The sequence below is a fragment of the Streptomyces sp. NPDC093064 genome, from assembly GCF_044754605.1.
GTDB lineage: Bacteria > Actinomycetota > Actinomycetes > Streptomycetales > Streptomycetaceae > Streptomyces.
This window is the reverse complement of the sequence record NZ_JBIVPK010000011.1, coordinates 35,886-51,861: the sequence shown is the minus strand read 5'-3', so window position 1 is coordinate 51,861 and position 15,976 is coordinate 35,886. Positions and strand designations below refer to the sequence as shown.

Below are 15,976 nucleotides of genomic sequence, written 5' to 3'. Positions count from 1 at the left end.
GCCCCAGGTGAGCGACAAGAAGGACCCGAGTGTCTGGCAGGGCTTCAAAGCCTTCCTGATGCGCGGGAACGTCGTCGATCTGGCAGTAGCGGTGGTCGTCGGCGCCGCCTTCACCAACATCGTCAACGCGGTGGTGAAGGGGATGATCAGTCCGGTCATCGGAGCGATCGGCACCAAGAACCTCGACCATTACGACTCGTGCCTGAGCGCCACCTGCAAGGGCGATCAGGGCATCCAGATCATGTGGGGTTCGGTGCTCGGCGCCGCTCTCCAGTTCCTGATCACCGCCGCGGTGGTCTACTTCCTGATGGTCCTGCCCATGGCGAAGTTCCTGGCCCGGCAGGAGGCGCGGAAGAAGGCCGGGGAGGGCACGGCGGAGGTCGTGGAGCTGACCGAGCTGGAGGTGCTCAAGGAGATCCGCGACGAGCTGGTCGCCCGGCGCCGCTCCGAATACGGCGAGCGGTAGCGTCCGCGGTCCGGCGGGCCCGCGCGCCTCAGAGGTGGTGGGGAGGCTTCTCGTCCAGGAAGCGCTTGAGATCGGCGGCGGAGTCGCCGTCCGTGCGCTCGCCCCACCCGCGGTCGGTGTCGTCCGCGGACTGCTGGCTCAGCGGGTCGTCGAAGATCAGCGCGGCCTTCGGGTCACGCGGTTCGGGGGCGGGTTCGGGGGCGGTACTCATGCCTCAAGGGTACGGTCCGCGGCAGGCGGCGTGACGTTGCACGCCGTTCCTCCGAAGAGGCCCGTGACTGCGCCGCGCCCGGGAGACTGGCTCCCATGACAGTGGACGCTCTGACGGACGTCGAAGGCGTGCGGGTGGGACATGCGACGCGCACGGGCGGCGGTTGGCTCACCGGCACGACGGTCGTGCTCGCGCCGGAGGGCGGCGCCGTCGCCGCCGTGGAGGTGCGCGGCGGCGGCCCCGGAACCAAGGAGACCGACGCCCTCGATCCGCGCAACCTGGTGCGAACGGTGGAGGCGGTCGTCCTGACCGGCGGCAGCGCCTACGGGCTGGACGCCGCCTCGGGAGTGATGGCCTGGCTGGAGGAGCGGGAGCGCGGGGTCAGGGTCGGCCCGGACCCTTCGCATGTCGTACCGGTCGTACCCGCCGCCTGCGTGTTCGACCTGGGCCGCGGCGGTAACTTCCGGGCCCGGCCGGACGCGGTCACCGGGCGCGCCGCAGTCGAGGCCGCGGCGGCGAGCGAAGTGGGCGGGCGCGTGCCAGAGGGGTGTGTGGGCGCCGGGACCGGAGCCGCCGTGGGACCGCTCAAGGGAGGAGTCGGCACGGCGAGCACGGTGCTCGACTCGGGCATCACGGTGGCCGCCCTGGCGGTGGCCAACGCGGTGGGATCGGCGGTCGATCCGGAAACGGGGGTGCTGTACGGGGAGTTGTTCCAGGGACCGGTGGACTACCCCGACGCGCGGGTGCACGAGGCCGCGCGGAGGCGCCTCGCCGAGGCTGCCGCGAGGAACGCGCCGCCTCCTCTGAACACCACCCTGGCGGTGGTCGCCACCGACGCGGACCTGACCAAGGCGCAGGCGCAGAAGCTGGCCGGCACAGCGCACGACGGCATCGCGCGCGCCGTACGTCCGGTGCACCTGCTCAACGACGGCGACACGGTGTTCGCGCTGGCCACCGGGGCGCGTCCGCTCGACCCCGGCTCCCCGCTCGCCCTGAACGAGATCCTCGCGGCGGGCGCGGACCAGGTGACCCGCGCGATCGTCCGCGCGGTACGGGCCGCCGAGGCGGTGACCGGACCGGGCGGAGAGTGGCCGGCCTACGAGGAGTTGTACGGCGCCCGTTGACCTCCGGTGCCGCCCTCTATCCGGTCTCCGCTTCACAACACCCTGTTGACCAGCGGATTTTGACGGGACGACGGCTCACACGGGAACTTCTCGCGCGGGCCGGGCGTTTTCCTCGCGGACGTTTTCTCGGTTCGTGGACATGATGCTAGACCGAGGGGCTACGGTATGCACCCACAAGGTGACATGCAGCAACGCCGGGAGAAACCTTGAGCGTTCCGTACGAGACGACTGCGTACGAGCCACGCGAGTCGCCCGAGTCTCCGGAGGAGCACCTCGCGCGATTGCTCGGCCGCGCCCTGAACTCCTTCGAGTTACCCGACGAGACCATACGGCGACTCGACTGCGCCCTGGCCTACGACGGTTCGCTGCACTCGGCGCACCACAGTGCCGGACTGCACCGGGAGACCTACCGGCACACCTGGCTCCTCGCCGACGGCTCGGCGCTCACCCTGTGGGAGCTGGTGCACAACACCGCGCCGGGCAGCGAGGTGCAGCACGAGGTGTACGACGACGAGGAGGAGCTGAGCACCGCCACGGCACGGCTGCCGCTCCCGCCGGACGCGCCGGAGTTCGAGCTGCCGGTACTGGTCCAGCTCTCGCCGCTGCCCCAGGCACGGCACGCGTACGCGTCCGACGACTCCGCCGACCACGCACGCCGCCTGCTGCGGCGCGCGGAGAACGCCGACCGGCCGGGCGCGGACGTCGCGTCCCTGCTGGCGGCGGCGTCCGGTCACCGGATCACCCAGGCCTTCGGCCGCCCCTGCCGCGCGGGCCGCGCCGGGCTGTGCTTCTCGCTCTACGAGCACGCGTTCCTGCTGGACGACGGCGTGGAGATCTCACTCTGGGAGGTCGAGCACACGGCGACCCCCGACGGTCGCCACATGTGCGAGGTGTACGTGACGGAGGACGCGGCCCGCGGCGCGATGGAACAGCGCGCGGCGCAGATGTCCTAGACCTCGTCGGCCGGTGCCGACGGGTACGGCGTGGAGGCGACCGCTGCCCGCTCGGCCGGGATGAGCCTCAGTGGCCGTTGCCGAGTCGACGTACCAGGCCCGCGAAGGCGTCCCTCTCCTCCGGGGTCAGTTCCACGAACTCCCGGCCCGGTCCGGCCCCGCGCTGGAGCGGGAGGCCCGACAGCCTCGGGGTGGACTGCTGTCGAGCGGTCTCGAGGCGGATGCCGCGTCGGATGCGGGCGAGGCCGATCAGGCAGGCGACGGTCAGCGTGGCGGGGACGGCCACACCTATCCACATCAGGGTCGAGACATGCTGAGGCATGTGCACAGTAGACACCACGGTCCGGGACTTTGGCCCCGGACCGTGATGTATCTCGCAGGTGCCGTGAACAACTCACACTGTATTAAAGGGACAAGGGGGCGAGAGGGAGCCGCTCAGGCCGCCACCGGCTGCTTCCGGTCGGCGGGCTCGGTCGGCGCGCCCTCACCCGCCTCGGCGACCGCCGCGCCCTGCACCGGCTTGCGCAGGGTCTTCAGGGCGACCACCAGGGCAGTGGTCACGCACACGCCCGCCGCGATGGCGATCAGGTAGAGGAACGGGTTGCCGATCAGCGGGACCACGAAGATGCCGCCGTGCGGGGCACGGAGCGTGGCACCGAAGAGCATCGACAGGGCGCCGGTGAGCGCGCCGCCGACCATCGACGACGGGATGACGCGCAGCGGGTCGGCCGCCGCGAACGGGATGGCGCCCTCGGAGATGAAGGAGGCGCCCAGGACCCAGGCGGCCTTGCCGTTCTCCCGCTCGGTGTAGGTGAACAGCCTGCCGCGCACGGTCGTGGCCAGGGCCATCGCCAGCGGCGGGACCATGCCGGCCGCCATCACCGCGGCCATGATCTTCATCGCGGAGTCACTGGGGTCGGAGACCGCGATACCGGCGGTGGCGAAGGTGTAGGCGACCTTGTTGACCGGACCGCCGAGGTCGAAGCACATCATCAGGCCGAGCAGCGCGCCGAGCAGGACGGCGTTGGTGCCGGTCAGCCCGTTCAGCCAGTCGGTCATGCCCTTCTGCGCGGTGGCGATCGGCTTGCCGATGACCACGAACATCAGGAACCCGACGACCGCCGAGGAGATCAGCGGAATCACCACCACCGGCATGATGCCGCGCAGGGCCGCCGGGATGCGCACCTTCTGGATCGCCATCACCACACCACCGGCGATCAGACCGGCCGCCAGGCCGCCGAGGAATCCGGCGTTGATGGTGAGCGCGATCGAGCCGCCGACGAAGCCGGGGACGAGTCCGGGGCGGTCCGCCATGCCGTACGCGATGTAGCCGGCCAGCACCGGGACGAGGAAGGCGAAGGCCACACCGCCGATCTGGAACAGCAGGGCGGCCCAGCTGTCGGCCTGGGTCCAGACGAAGTGGTCCATCACCGACGGCGCCTTGTTGATCTCGTAGCCGCCGATCGCGAACCCGAGGGCGATCAGCAGACCGCCCGCGGCGACGAAGGGAACCATGTAACTGACGCCGGACATGAGCCACTTGCGCAGCTTCGTACCGTAGCCCTCGCCCGCTTCGCCGGCCCGCTCGACCGGGGTGCCGCCCGGCGCGGGCGCCGCGGTCACCTCGCCGCGCGCGGCCTTGCCGCGGACCTCGGTGATCAGTTCGCCGGGCCGGTTGATGCCCGCCTTCACGCCGACGTCGACGACCGGCTTTCCGGCGAAGCGGTCCTTGTCGCGTACGGGGACGTCGTGGGCGAAGATCACGCCGTCCGCAGCCGCGATCACCGCCGGGTCGAGCCGGGTGAAGCCCGCCGAACCCTGGGTCTCGACGACGATCTCGACGCCCGCCTCACGGCCGGCGTTCTCCAGCGACTCGGCCGCCATGTAGGTGTGCGCGATACCGGTGGGGCAGGAGGTGACGGCGACGATCCGGAACGGGCGCTCGCCCTTGCCGCTCGCGTCCGGCGTCGGGGCCGTGCTGCCCGCCACGGCGCCGGAGGAGGCCGCCCCCGGCGTCGCGGCGGTGTCTTCGGGGGCGTCCTGCGCCTCCGCGGAGGCGCCTTCGGCGGTCGCGGCGGAGCCCTCGGCCTCTGTCGTGGCCTCGCCCGGAGTCTCGTCCCCGCGGATGAGCGCGGCGGCGGCCGCCGCGTTGTCCACCGAGCGCAGCGCGGAGGTGAACTCGTTGTTCATCAGCTGCCGGGCCAGCGACGACAGGATCTTCAGGTGGGCGTCGTCGGCGCCGGACGGGGCCGCGATCAGGAAGATCAGGTCGGCGGGGCCGTCCGCCGCGCCGAAGTCGATCCCGGCCGCGCTGCGCCCGAAGGCCAGCGTCGGCTCGACGACGTGCTCGCTGCGGCAGTGCGGGATGCCGATGCCGCCGTCGAGGCCGGTCGGCATCTGCGCCTCGCGGGCGGCCACGTCGGCGAGGAAGCCCTCCAGGTCGGTCACCCGGCCCAGGGCCACCATCCGTTCGGCGAGGGAGCGCGCCGCTGCTTGCTTGGTGTCGGCGGACAGGTCGAGGTCGACCAGGTCCGCGGTGATCATGTCGCTCATCGCGGGCTCCTTAGCGCGCGTATCGCCCGGTCAGTGAGGTGGGCGGGGGTGGGGACGGGGGCAGTGCGGGGAGAGTCGTAAGGGATGTGGGTCGGCGGAGTTGTCGTACGGCACCGGGTGCGGGGCCGGCGGGGGGTCATGTCACCGGCTCCGTCAGCGCGCGGTCCACCGGCACGTCCGCCGTGACCGTCACCGCCGCCGGGTCCAGGTCGGCGGGTGTCGGCATCAGGCTGCCCGGCAGCTGGACGGCGGCCGCGCCGTGTGCGACGGCGAGGGCCAGGGCCTCCGGCCCGGTGCCGCCGGCGATCAGGAACCCGGCGAGGGAGGAGTCGCCGGCACCGACGTTGCTGCGGACGGCGTCCACGCGCGCGCTGCCGAACCAGGCGCCCGCGGCGTCCACGAGCAGCTGCCCGTCGGCGCCCAGGCTCGCGAGAACGGTACGCGCGCCGAGCCCGCGCAGCTCCTCGGCCGCCTTCACCGCGTCGCCGACCGTCGTCAGGGAGCGGCCGACGGCCTCGGCGAGCTCCGCGGCGTTGGGCTTGACCACGTCGGGGCCCTCGCGCAGCGCCGCCAGCAGGGCGGGCCCGGAGGTGTCGAGGGCGATGCGCACACCGGCCGCGTGCGCCCGCGCGACCAGATCGGCGTACCAGGACGGCGCGAGTCCGCGCGGCAGGCTGCCGCAGCACGCGATCCAGTCCGCGCCGTGCGACTGCCGCCGCACGGTCTCCAGCAGCAACTCCTGCTCCTCGGCGGAGAGTTCCGGACCCGGTGCGTTGATCTTCGTCAGGACGCCGTCGGCCTCCGCGAGCGCGATGTTCGAGCGGGTGGCCCCGGCGACCGGCACCGGTGCGACGTCGATGCCCTGCGCGTCGAGCAGGTCCGCGACGAGCGCGCCCGGGGCACCGCCCAGGGGCAGGACGGCGACCGTGCGCCGACCGGCGGCCGCGACAGCGCGCGAGACGTTCACACCTTTGCCGCCCGGGTCCATGCGCTCGCCGGTGGCCCGGACGACCTGGCCGCGTTCGAGCGAGGGGACCTCGTAGGTCCGGTCCAGGGAGGGGTTGGGGGTGACGGTGACGATCATGCGCGTACTACTTCCGTGCCGGCACGCTCGATGGCGGCCGCGTCCTCGGGACTCAATCCGCTGTCGGTGATCAGCAGGTCCACGTCGTTCAGGCCGCCGAAGCGGGCGAAGTGCTCCTGGCCGTGCTTGGCGGAGTCGGCGAGCAGCACCACACGGCGGGCGGCGGCGATCGCCGCGCGCTTCACCGCGGCCTCGGCGAGGTCGGGGGTGGTCAGGCCGTGTTCGGCGGAGAAGCCGTTGGCGGCGACGAACAGCACGTCGGCGCGGATCTCGCCGTAGGCCCGCAGCGCCCAGGCGTCCACGGCGGCGCGGGTGCGGTTGCGTACCCGCCCTCCCACGAGGTGGAGCTGGAGACCGGGGTGGTCCGCGAGGCGGGCGGCGATCGGCAGGGAGTGCGTGACGACGGTGAGCGAGGCCTCCAGGGGCAGGGCGGCGGCCACACGGGCCACCGTCGTACCGGCGTCGAGGATCAGCGTGCCCTCGGCCGGCAGTTCGGCCAGGGCCGCCTTGGCGATGCGGTCCTTCTCGTCGGCGGCGGTGGACTCGCGCTCGGTGAGGTCGGGCTCGAAGTCGAGACGGCCGGCCGGGATGGCGCCGCCGTGCACCCTGCGCAGCAGGCCCGCGCGGTCGAGGGCCTTCAGGTCGCGGCGGATCGTCTCCGCCGTCACCTGGAACTCCTCGGCGAGCGACACGACGTCCACGCGCCCGCCGTCCCGGGCGAGCCGGAGGATCTCCTGCTGCCGCTCCGGTGCGTACATGTCCGCTCGCCTCCGACTGATGCCCGAACTTGTGGTTTCTCCCGGAGGCTACGCCGAGGCATCCAGAAAGTAAACAGGTTCGGGCATGGAACCAGGCATGAACGGACTTCCGGTTGTGTCCGAGTACGCCGATGGGCCCGGCACCAAGGGTGCCGGGCCCATCGGCCCACGTTCGGGGTCGGCCCACGTTCGCGCAGGTCAGCCCACCAGCTCGCCCGCCCGCTGCGCCACCACGCCCGGCTCCCCGGCCGCCTCCGTCCCGGCCTCCTCGGCGTCCTCCGCCTGCCGGCCCGGCCGCTTGGGCAGGGCCGACATCAGGACGAAGATGACGCCCAGCACCGCCGCCACCCACACCAGCGCGTGTTGGAAGGCGTTGACGAAGGCCGGGCCCACCTCGGCCGGGGCCAGGCGGTCGCCGATGACCCCGAAGAACACCACCGACACCAGGCCGAGTCCCAGCGCGTTGCCCATCTGCTGCACGGTGTTGATCAGGCCGGACGCCGAACCCGCGTGCTCACGCGGGACCTCCGAGAGCACCGCGTCGGTCAGCGGCGCCACGATCAGGCCCATGCCCACGCCCATCACGACCAGCGGGAGCGCCATCTGCCAGGGGGCGATGTGCAGGCCGTACCGCTCGGACTCCCAGATGTAGAGGAGGACACCGGTCGCCATCACCAGCGCGCCGGCCTGGAGCACCTTGCGGCCGAAGCGCGGGACCAGCTTCTGCACCGACATCCCGGCCGCGATGGACACGGCGATCGAGAACGGTACGCCGGTCAGGCCCGCCCGCAGCGGGCTCCAGCCCAGGCCGACCTGCATGTACAGCGTCCAGACCAGGAAGAACACGCCCAGTGCGACACCGAAGACGGTCTGCACGGCGATGCCCGCGGCGAAGCTCTTCACCCGGAACAGCGACAGTTCGATGAGCGGCGAGCCGTCCCGCGCCGCCTTGCTCCGCTCGTACGCCACCAGCCCCGCGAAGACCACCAGCGCGCCCGCCATCGAGACGTACCCCCACAGCGGCCAGCCCAGTTCGCGGCCCCGGGTCAGCGGGTAGAGCAGCATCAGCAGGCCCAGGGTGACCAGGGCGACCCCGACGAGGTCCAGCTTCAGGGCCCGAGGGGCCTTGGACTCGCTGATGAAACGGTTGCCGAGGACGAGGGCCAGGACTCCGACGGGCAGGTTGATCAGGAAGATCGGCCGCCATTCCAGCCCGAACAGGTTCCACTCGGTGAGCAGCGCGCCGAGCAGCGGGCCGGAGACCGCGCCCAGGCCGACGATCGCGCCGAACAGGCCGAAGACCTTGCCACGTTCGTGCGCCGGGAAGGTGGCGTGCACGATCGAGAGCACCTGCGGGACCATCATCGCGGCCATGGCGCCCTGCAGGAGACGGGCGGCGACCAGCATGTCGGGGTTCGCGGCGAAGCCGCACAGCGCGGAGGCGAGGGTGAAGCCGCCGATGCCGAGGAGGAACAGCCGCTTACGGCCGTGGATGTCGCCGAGCCGGCCGCCGGTGATCAGACCGGCCGCGAAGGCGAGGGCGTACCCGGCGGTGATCCACTGGATCTGGCTGAAGGACGCGCCGGCGTCCTGCTGGATGGACGGAATCGCGATGTTGACGATCGTGACGTCCACGAGGTCCATGAAGGCCGCGGTCATCACGATCGCCAGCGCGAACCAGCGACGGCGGTCGGCGGCGGGGGCCGGGGCCGCGGCCGGGCTGTCGGCAAGGGTTTCGGTGGAGGACATGACGCCAAACTAGGCAGGCATTAGGTCAGATCGTGTCCTACTTCTGCGGCATCCTCGGATTTATGACGACGGACACTCCGGCCCGGCTCCTCCAGCTCCTCTCCCTCCTCCAGACGCCCCGGGAGTGGCCCGGCGGCGAACTCGCCGGCCGGCTCGGGGTGTCCCGGCGCACGGTCCGGCGGGACATCGACCGGCTGCGTGAGCTGGGCTATCCGGTGCAGGCGACCAAGGGCGCCGACGGCGGCTACCGGCTGGTCGCGGGGAAGGCCATGCCGCCCCTCGTGCTCGACGACGAGGAGGCGGTGGCGATCGCGGTCGGGCTGCGCGCGGGGGCCGGGCATGCGATCGAGGGCGTCGACGAGGCGTCGGTGCGGGCGCTGGCGAAGCTGGAACAGGTGCTGCCGACCCGGCTGCGGCACCGCGTCTCCACGCTTCAGGCCGCGACGACTCCGCTGACCAGCGGCGACGGGGCGAGCGTCGCGACGGAGACGCTCACCGTCATGGCCTCCGCGGTGGCGGGGTACGAGCGGCTGCGGTTCGCCTACCGGGCCGGCGACGGAGCCGTGTCGCGGCGGCTGACCGAGCCGTACCGGCTGGTGTCGACCGGTCGGCGCTGGTACCTCGTGGCGTACGACCTGGACCGCGCGGACTGGCGGACGTTCCGCGTCGACCGGGTGAGCGACCCCTTCGCCACCGGTGCGCGGTTCGCTCCGCGGGAGCTGCCGACCGGGAGCGCGGCCGAGTACCTCAGGCAGTCGATGTACCGCAGGCAGGAGACCTACACGTTCACGGTGGCCTTCGCTGACCCGGCCGAGGTGGTCGCGGCGCGGCTGCCCTCGTGGCTCGGCGCACCGGAGCCGCTCGACACCGGCGGCTGCCGGCTGCGGGCCACGGTCGGCGACCGGGTGGAGTGGCTCGCGGTGCGGCTGGCGATGCTCGGGTGCGAGTTCACGGTGGAGGAGCCCGACGAACTCGTGCAGTGCGTACGGCGGTTGGGGGCACGGCTGACGCGGGCCGGCGGGGGCGGCGGCTTCCCTGCGGCGCGCGCCCCGGGCGACTGAAGTGGAGCCGGGCTCCGGCGCCCCGGGGGGAGAGGCGCCGAAACCCGGCTCTGGGAAAGTCCCGGCGCCGGGGGGAGTGCGTCGGGACGTGGCTCTGGACGTCAGTGCGTTCCGCCGAAGCGGCCTGGAGCCGGTCCGGTCCGGAACCCGTCCGGCGGTCGAACTCCTGGGCTCTGAAGGGTTGTTCCCGTGCCCCCGCCGCTTGAAGCGGCGGTACACGGCCATGTTTGCGCGGCCTTTCGCCACCGGGCGTACGCGGTCGCCCGGTGCGCCGACAGCCTCACCCGCCCGGTCTGCCCGGTCTGCCCGGTCTCACCACGTCCCGGCCGGGGCGAACGTCCTCGGGGACGGGCATCCCTGCGCGCCCCTGGACGTCTCCCTGGCCGGATCCCGTTCGGAACGGCCTCACGCCGCCGCGTCGAACCCGGTGTCGCGGGCCAGCTTCTTCAGCTCCAGCAGCGCGTGCTTCTCGATCTGGCGGATGCGCTCACGCGTCAGGCCGTGCTCCTTGCCGACCTCGGTGAGCGTACGCTCGCGGCCGTCCTCTATGCCGTACCGCATCTTGATGATCGAGGCCGTGCGCTGGTCGAGGCGGCCGATGAGGTCGTCGAGCCCCTCGCTGCGCAGCAGCGTCATGACCGACTGCTCGGGCGACACCGCGGAGGTGTCCTCCAGGAGATCCCCGAACTGGGTCTCGCCCTGGTCGTCCACCGACATGTTCAGCGAGACCGGGTCACGGGCCCAGTCGAGGACGTCCGAGACGCGCTCGGGCGTCGAGCCGAGGTCCTCGGCGATCTCCGCGGGCTCCGGGTCGCGGCCGTGCTCCCGGTTGAACTCGCGCTGGACACGGCGGATGCGGCCCAGCTCCTCCACGAGGTGGACGGGCAGCCGGATGGTGCGCGACTGGTCCGCTATCGAGCGCGTGATCGCCTGGCGAATCCACCAGGTGGCGTACGTCGAGAACTTGAAGCCCTTGCGGTAGTCGAACTTCTCCACCGCGCGCACCAGGCCGGCGTTGCCCTCCTGGATCAGGTCCAGCAGGGGCAGGCCGCTGCGCGGGTAGCGCCGGGCGACCGCCACGACCAGGCGCAGGTTGGAGCGGATGAAGACGTCCTTCGCCCGCTCCCCCTGGGCGACCAGGGCCCGGAGCTCCTCCTCGGTGGCGTCCGTCTTCGTCTCCTCGTGCCGGTCGAGGACCTGCCGCGCGAACACACCCGCTTCGATGATCTGGGACAGCTCGACTTCCTTGGCGGCGTCGAGCAGCGGTGTACGCGCGATCTCGTCGAGATACATGCCGACCAGGTCGCGATCGGCGATCTCGCCGCCATGGGCGCGAACACTGCTTGCCGCGTCGGCCGTCTCGCCGGTGGCGGACTGACGACGGGCGACGGCACGGGTTGCCATGCGTGCTCCCTTGCGATGGTGGGTCAGCGGGTGGTCCTTCAGATGCTTGGCACCTGCCTCGGAACTCTCCTCGGGTGCCCGGCATCCGATGGAAACAACGACTGGAATCCGGACAGAATTCCCAACCCGCCCCCCAATTTTCTGATCATGCAGTACCCTGTTTCGCCGCAGCCGTCGAACGTCGCCGCTGACGGATACGGAACCGCAGGTCAGCGCGGCACCGAGGGCTTCCCGGGCCCCTCGCGGACCCCGCCGGATGCCCCGTATGTGAGACTCCGCTCACACCAATGGCGCCACTTCGGGAAGATCGCCCCCTTCGACCTCTTCGACCGCCTTCCACCCTGGTGGACGAATCGCTCCGGTGGAAGGTTGCCGCAAACAGGGACTCTCGGGAAAATCCAAGACTCTCCACACCCTCGTCTTACGCAGCGGGGGCGCGCATGTCTCAGCCGAACTGCACCGAGCGCTTGGCCAGCCCCATCCAGAAGCCGTCGATCACGGACTTCTGCGTGCCCAGCTCACCACCGGCCTCCGCCGCGCCCATGGTCACGAACAGCGGGGCGAAGTGCTCGGTGCGCGGGTGGGCGTACCGGCCGGCCGGGGCCTTGTCGAGGAAGTCCAGCAGGGCGTCCCAGTCGCGGGCCTCCAGGGCGCGCCTGCCCCAGTCGTCGAACTCCGCGGACCAGGTCGGCACCCCGCCCCCGGTGTGCCGCAGGGCGGCCAGGTTGTGGGTGAAGAAGCCGGAGCCGACGATCAGTACGCCCTCGTCGCGCAGCGGCGCCAGCCTGCGGCCGATGTCCATGAGCCGGACCGGGTCGAGGGTCGGCATGGAGACCTGGAGCACGGGGATGTCGGCCTCGGGGAACATCTCGACGAGCGGGACATAGGCGCCGTGGTCGAGGCCCCGGTCCGGGACGTCCTGCACGGGCGTTCCGGGCGCACGCAGCAACTTCCGTACGCTCTCGGCGAGTTCGGGCGCACCGGGGGCGTCGTACCGCACCCGGTAGTAGTGCTCGGGGAAGCCCCAGAAGTCGTAGACCAACGGGACCGTCTCGGTGGCGCCGAGGGCCAGCGGGGCCTCCTCCCAGTGCGCGGAGACGACGAGGATCGCCTTGGGGCGGGGCAGCTCGGCGGACCAGGCGGCGAGCTGGCCGGGCCAGACCGGGTCGTCCGCGAGCGGCGGGGCACCGTGACTGAGGTAGAGGGCGGGCATGCGCTCCCGGGTGGCGGCGGACATGGTGACGACTCCCTGCGGCTGGATGCTTGAAAGCTAAAGCTCTGTCCTCACATTACGCCCGGTTTGTTTAACCTTCAAGGAGTAGCTCGTACAGTGGACGTATGAACACGGCACCCGCTTCCGCCCCCGAGCCCGCCTCCACCGAGGCCGATGCCCACCGCTGGCTCACCGCCGAGGAGCAGCGCGTCTGGCGTTCCTACCGGCATGCCACCACCCTGCTGGAGGACCACCTCGACCGCCAGCTCCAGCGCGACGCGGGCATGCCGCACATCTACTACGGCCTCCTCGTCAAGCTCGGTGAGGCCCCGCAGCGCCGGCTGCGGATGACCGAGCTGGCCATGGACGCCAAGATCACCCGCTCCCGCCTCTCCCACGCGATCGCCCGCCTGGAGAAGAACGGCTGGGTGCGCCGCGAGGACTGCCCCTCCGACAAGCGGGGCCAGTTCGCGGTCCTGACCGACCAGGGCCTCCAGGTGCTGCAACGCACCGCGCCGGGCCATGTGACCGCCGTACGCCAGGCGCTGTTCGACCGTCTCAGCCCGGAACAGCAGAAGTCCCTCGGCGAGATCATGCAGATCGTCGCCGAGGGACTCCAGCCGAACGAAGCGGGTGCGGACCTGCCCTGGCTCCGCTGAGGTACGTACGGCCCCGGGGGGGGTTGAAGTACGTACCGCCTGGTGGGCGCCTCAACAGTGTCTGAGCGGGCGCCTCAGCAGGTGATTCAGCGGGTGGTTCAGCGGGTGGTTCAGCGGGTGGTTCAGTGGGCGATGACCGGCACCGCCACCTCGTCCTCGGCGTCCGCGCCGGAACCGGACCCGGTCACCTTGGTACCGCCCGGGCGCCCCGCGTCGACGAGGGTCAGGGCGATCACGGCGGCCACGACCAGGATGCCGACGGCGAACCAGATGGCGCTGGTGTAGCCGTTCACCATGGCCTGCAACTGCACCAGCTGCTGCTGGGGCTTGGTGGCGGCATTCGCGATGTGGTCCTGGATGTACGAGGTCGTGGCCGAGGCCGCGATCGTGTTCAGCAGGGCCGTACCGATGGCGCCGCCCACCTGCTGCGAGGTGTTGACCATCGCGGAGGCGACACCCGCGTCCCGCGGCTGGACACCCTGCGTGGCCAGAGACATGGCGGGCATGAACGCCGTACCCATGCCGAGTCCCAGCAGCAGCATCGCGGGCAGCAGCACGGCGGCGTAGGAGGAGCCGATCTCCAGCTGGGTCAGCAGCAGCATGCCGGTGGCGGCGACCAGGAAGCCGGGGCCCATCAGCAGCCGCGGTGCCACGCGGGTCATCAGGCGGGCGCCGATCTGGGTGGAGCCGGTGATCATGCCCGCGACCATCGGGAGGAAGGCGAAGCCGGTCCGCACCGGCGTGTACCCCCGCACGACCTGGAGGTAGTACGTGAGGAAGAGGAACAGGCCGAACATCCCGATGACCGCGAGGCCCAGCGACAGGTAGATCCCGCCGCGGTTGCGGTCGGTGACCACGCGCAGCGGCAGCAGCGGGGCCTTCACCCGCGACTCGACCAGCGCGAAGGTCGCCAGCAGAACGGCGGACGCGACGAACATCGAGACGGTCAGGGTGTCGCTCCAGCCCTCGGACTCGGCGCGGGTGAAGCCGTACACCAGGGCGACCAGGCCGAGGGTGGACAGCACCACGCCCGGGACGTCGAGCGGGGAGCGGTTGCGGCCGCCGGCCGGCTCACGGATGACGAAGTAGGCGCCCGCCGCGGCGACGACGGCGAACGGGATGTTCACGAAGAACGTCCAGCGCCAGTCCAGGTACTCGGTGAGGAATCCGCCCAGGATCAGGCCGACGGCGCCACCGCCACCGGCGATCGCGCCGTAGATGCCGAACGCCTTGGCGCGCTCCTTGGCGTCGGTGAACGTCACCGCGAGCAGGGAGAGCGCGGCGGGCGCGAGCAGCGCGCCGAAGACGCCCTGCAGCGCGCGGGCGCCGAACATCATCGCGCCGGTCGTGGCCGCGCCGCCGAGCGCGGACGCCACCGCGAAGCCGATCAGACCGGTCACGAAGGCGCGCTTGCGGCCCCACAGGTCGGCGATCCGACCGCCGAAGAGCAGCAGTCCGCCGAAGGCAAGGGCGTAGGCCGTGACGACCCACTGCCGGTTGCCGTCGGAGATGCCCAGGTCCTGCTGGGCGGAGGGGAGGGCGATGTTCACGATGGTCGCGTCCAGCACGACCATCAGCTGGGCAAGCGCGATGAAGACGAGCGCCTTCCAGCGGCCCGGATCGCCGGACTCGTCCGGGACGCCGGGAGCCTTTGCGGCTGTTTCAGACATGGGGGTACCCACTTCGGAACTTCGTGACGGAAAAAGACGAGAAGGTGCAGGAAAGAAGAGGAGAAGACGAGGAAAGGCGGAAAAAGTGGTGTCGGAAGATCGCAGCCGACCGTCACGGTCGGCCCGGGGCTCGGTTGCGGATGATGAGTTCGGTTGGCGGGGCGGCGGCCGGCCGTGACGCGGTGACGGCCGGAGTACGGGTCCGGGCCGATCGCTCCCGGCTGGTCAGGCTCGGCGGAGGTCCTCCAGGGTCGCGGTCGTACCCGGCAGGGCGGATCGGGCCGGGGCCCGCAGCCCGTCCAGGAACAGTTGCAGATGACGGTGCACGAAGCGGTCGATGCTGCCGCAGCCGGTGCCGGCCGGCGGCCGGGAGAGCTGGGCCACGGCGACCATCACGTCGCCGACGCCCACGTCGGGGCGCAGTTGCCCGGCCTCCTTGGCGCGGTCCATGACCTCCTCGACGAGGTGCTCGACCCTTGTGCGGGCGGCTTCCATGTCGGGGTGGTTCCGGTCGAAGGTGCTGGACACCATGGGGCACAGCGCGCTGATCCGCTCGTCGGCGGAGGCGTGCACGAAGTGCTCCAGGGCGTCGAAGGCGTCGCCCGTCTCGGCGAGCGCCCGCTCGGCCGCCCGCGCCGTACGGTCCATGACGGAGCAGACGACCTCGCGTACGAGGGCGTCGCGGTCCGGGAAGTTGCGGTACAGCGTGGCGTTGCCGACGCCGGCCCGGCGGGCGATCTCGTCGAGCGGCACCTCGGGACCGTGCTCGACGAACATCTCGCGGGCGGCCGTGACGATCCGCTCCCGGTTGCGCAGGGCGTCGGCGCGAGGCCGGGTCGCCTTGCGCAGTTCGGGATTCGCGGTCGTCGCGGTCTTCACGGCGTACTCCTCAGGTCGGTCGGTCAGTCAGTCGCGCGGCCGGCTGGTCAGCCGGCCCGCCGGTAAGTCGGTCAGTCGGGCGGTCGATCGGCCGGCCGGCCCGCCGGGCGGGCGGTCGGTGAGTCGGGCGGACGGGGCGATCCGGGGAGCGAGTCCCCGTTTCGCTCGGACACATGACCAAACGGGGAAGAG

Annotated in this window: 15 protein-coding genes; 5 read left to right on the top strand and 10 right to left on the bottom strand. The window is 71.7% G+C overall.

Going from position 1 to position 15,976, the window contains the following annotated elements; genetic code table 11:
* Positions 1-7: 7 nt before the first annotated feature.
* Positions 8-466 (top strand): large conductance mechanosensitive channel protein MscL, encoded by a 459-nt coding sequence (gene mscL, locus ACIQFZ_RS15775; RefSeq protein WP_365420510.1) that lies wholly within the window; start codon positions 8-10, stop codon positions 464-466.
* A 28-nt stretch (positions 467-494) separates the two neighbouring features.
* On the opposite strand, the gene ACIQFZ_RS15770 is transcribed toward mscL, so the two are convergent.
* Positions 495-677 carry a hypothetical protein gene (locus ACIQFZ_RS15770; RefSeq protein WP_361412034.1) on the bottom strand — a complete coding sequence of 61 codons (183 nt, stop codon included), beginning with the start codon at positions 675-677 and terminating at the stop codon, positions 495-497.
* Positions 678-772: 95 nt separating this feature from the next.
* Between ACIQFZ_RS15770 and ACIQFZ_RS15765 the strand changes: the two genes are divergently transcribed.
* Both ACIQFZ_RS15765 and ACIQFZ_RS15760 read left to right on the top strand, forming a co-directional pair.
* Entirely contained in the window at positions 773-1,801 is a 1,029-nt protein-coding gene (locus tag ACIQFZ_RS15765) for a P1 family peptidase (protein WP_402691453.1), read from the top strand.
* A gap of 206 nt (positions 1,802-2,007) precedes the next feature.
* Entirely contained in the window at positions 2,008-2,754 is a 747-nt protein-coding gene (locus tag ACIQFZ_RS15760) for a DUF6227 family protein (protein WP_365420519.1), read from the top strand.
* A 67-nt stretch (positions 2,755-2,821) separates the two neighbouring features.
* Here ACIQFZ_RS15760 and ACIQFZ_RS15755 read toward each other — a convergent pair whose 3' ends face one another.
* The 5 genes from ACIQFZ_RS15755 to ACIQFZ_RS15735 form a co-directional block, all read right to left on the bottom strand.
* Positions 2,822-3,076 carry a hypothetical protein gene (locus tag ACIQFZ_RS15755; RefSeq protein ID WP_365420522.1) on the bottom strand — a complete coding sequence of 85 codons (255 nt, stop codon included), beginning with the start codon at positions 3,074-3,076 and terminating at the stop codon, positions 2,822-2,824.
* A gap of 113 nt (positions 3,077-3,189) precedes the next feature.
* Entirely contained in the window at positions 3,190-5,307 is a 2,118-nt protein-coding gene (locus ACIQFZ_RS15750) for a fructose-specific PTS transporter subunit EIIC (RefSeq protein WP_402691452.1), read from the bottom strand.
* Between the two features lie 136 nt (positions 5,308-5,443).
* Positions 5,444-6,391 (bottom strand): 1-phosphofructokinase, encoded by a 948-nt coding sequence (pfkB, locus tag ACIQFZ_RS15745; protein ID WP_402691451.1) that lies wholly within the window; start codon positions 6,389-6,391, stop codon positions 5,444-5,446.
* A complete protein-coding gene (locus ACIQFZ_RS15740; protein ID WP_361412046.1) occupies positions 6,388-7,149 on the bottom strand; it encodes a DeoR/GlpR family DNA-binding transcription regulator in 762 nt (253 codons plus the stop codon). Before ACIQFZ_RS15740 ends, pfkB begins: the two co-directional genes overlap by 4 nt.
* Before the next feature lie 198 nt (positions 7,150-7,347).
* Positions 7,348-8,898 carry an MFS transporter gene (locus ACIQFZ_RS15735; RefSeq protein WP_376651967.1) on the bottom strand — a complete coding sequence of 517 codons (1,551 nt, stop codon included), beginning with the start codon at positions 8,896-8,898 and terminating at the stop codon, positions 7,348-7,350.
* A gap of 62 nt (positions 8,899-8,960) precedes the next feature.
* Between ACIQFZ_RS15735 and ACIQFZ_RS15730 the strand changes: the two genes are divergently transcribed.
* Positions 8,961-9,959, top strand: coding sequence for a helix-turn-helix transcriptional regulator (locus ACIQFZ_RS15730; protein WP_383056588.1), 999 nt, complete (start codon positions 8,961-8,963; stop codon positions 9,957-9,959).
* A 405-nt stretch (positions 9,960-10,364) separates the two neighbouring features.
* Here ACIQFZ_RS15730 and ACIQFZ_RS15725 read toward each other — a convergent pair whose 3' ends face one another.
* Together ACIQFZ_RS15725 and ACIQFZ_RS15720 are read right to left on the bottom strand one after the other, a co-directional pair.
* A complete protein-coding gene (locus ACIQFZ_RS15725) occupies positions 10,365-11,363 on the bottom strand; it encodes an RNA polymerase sigma factor RpoD/SigA (protein ID WP_402691450.1) in 999 nt (332 codons plus the stop codon).
* Positions 11,364-11,808: 445 nt separating this feature from the next.
* Positions 11,809-12,600, bottom strand: a complete 792-nt coding sequence (locus ACIQFZ_RS15720) for a dioxygenase (protein WP_402691449.1) — start codon at positions 12,598-12,600, stop codon at positions 11,809-11,811.
* 101 nt (positions 12,601-12,701) lie between these two features.
* Between ACIQFZ_RS15720 and ACIQFZ_RS15715 the strand changes: the two genes are divergently transcribed.
* Positions 12,702-13,235 (top strand): MarR family winged helix-turn-helix transcriptional regulator, encoded by a 534-nt coding sequence (locus tag ACIQFZ_RS15715; RefSeq protein ID WP_383056593.1) that lies wholly within the window; start codon positions 12,702-12,704, stop codon positions 13,233-13,235.
* Between the two features lie 122 nt (positions 13,236-13,357).
* Here the strand turns inward: ACIQFZ_RS15715 and ACIQFZ_RS15710 are convergent, their stop codons facing one another.
* Together ACIQFZ_RS15710 and ACIQFZ_RS15705 are read right to left on the bottom strand one after the other, a co-directional pair.
* Complete coding sequence (locus ACIQFZ_RS15710) at positions 13,358-14,905, bottom strand: MFS transporter (protein WP_376651970.1); 1,548 nt, start codon at positions 14,903-14,905, stop codon at positions 13,358-13,360.
* A gap of 225 nt (positions 14,906-15,130) precedes the next feature.
* Positions 15,131-15,784 (bottom strand): helix-turn-helix domain-containing protein, encoded by a 654-nt coding sequence (locus ACIQFZ_RS15705; protein WP_365428551.1) that lies wholly within the window; start codon positions 15,782-15,784, stop codon positions 15,131-15,133.
* Positions 15,785-15,976: the final 192 nt, after the last annotated feature.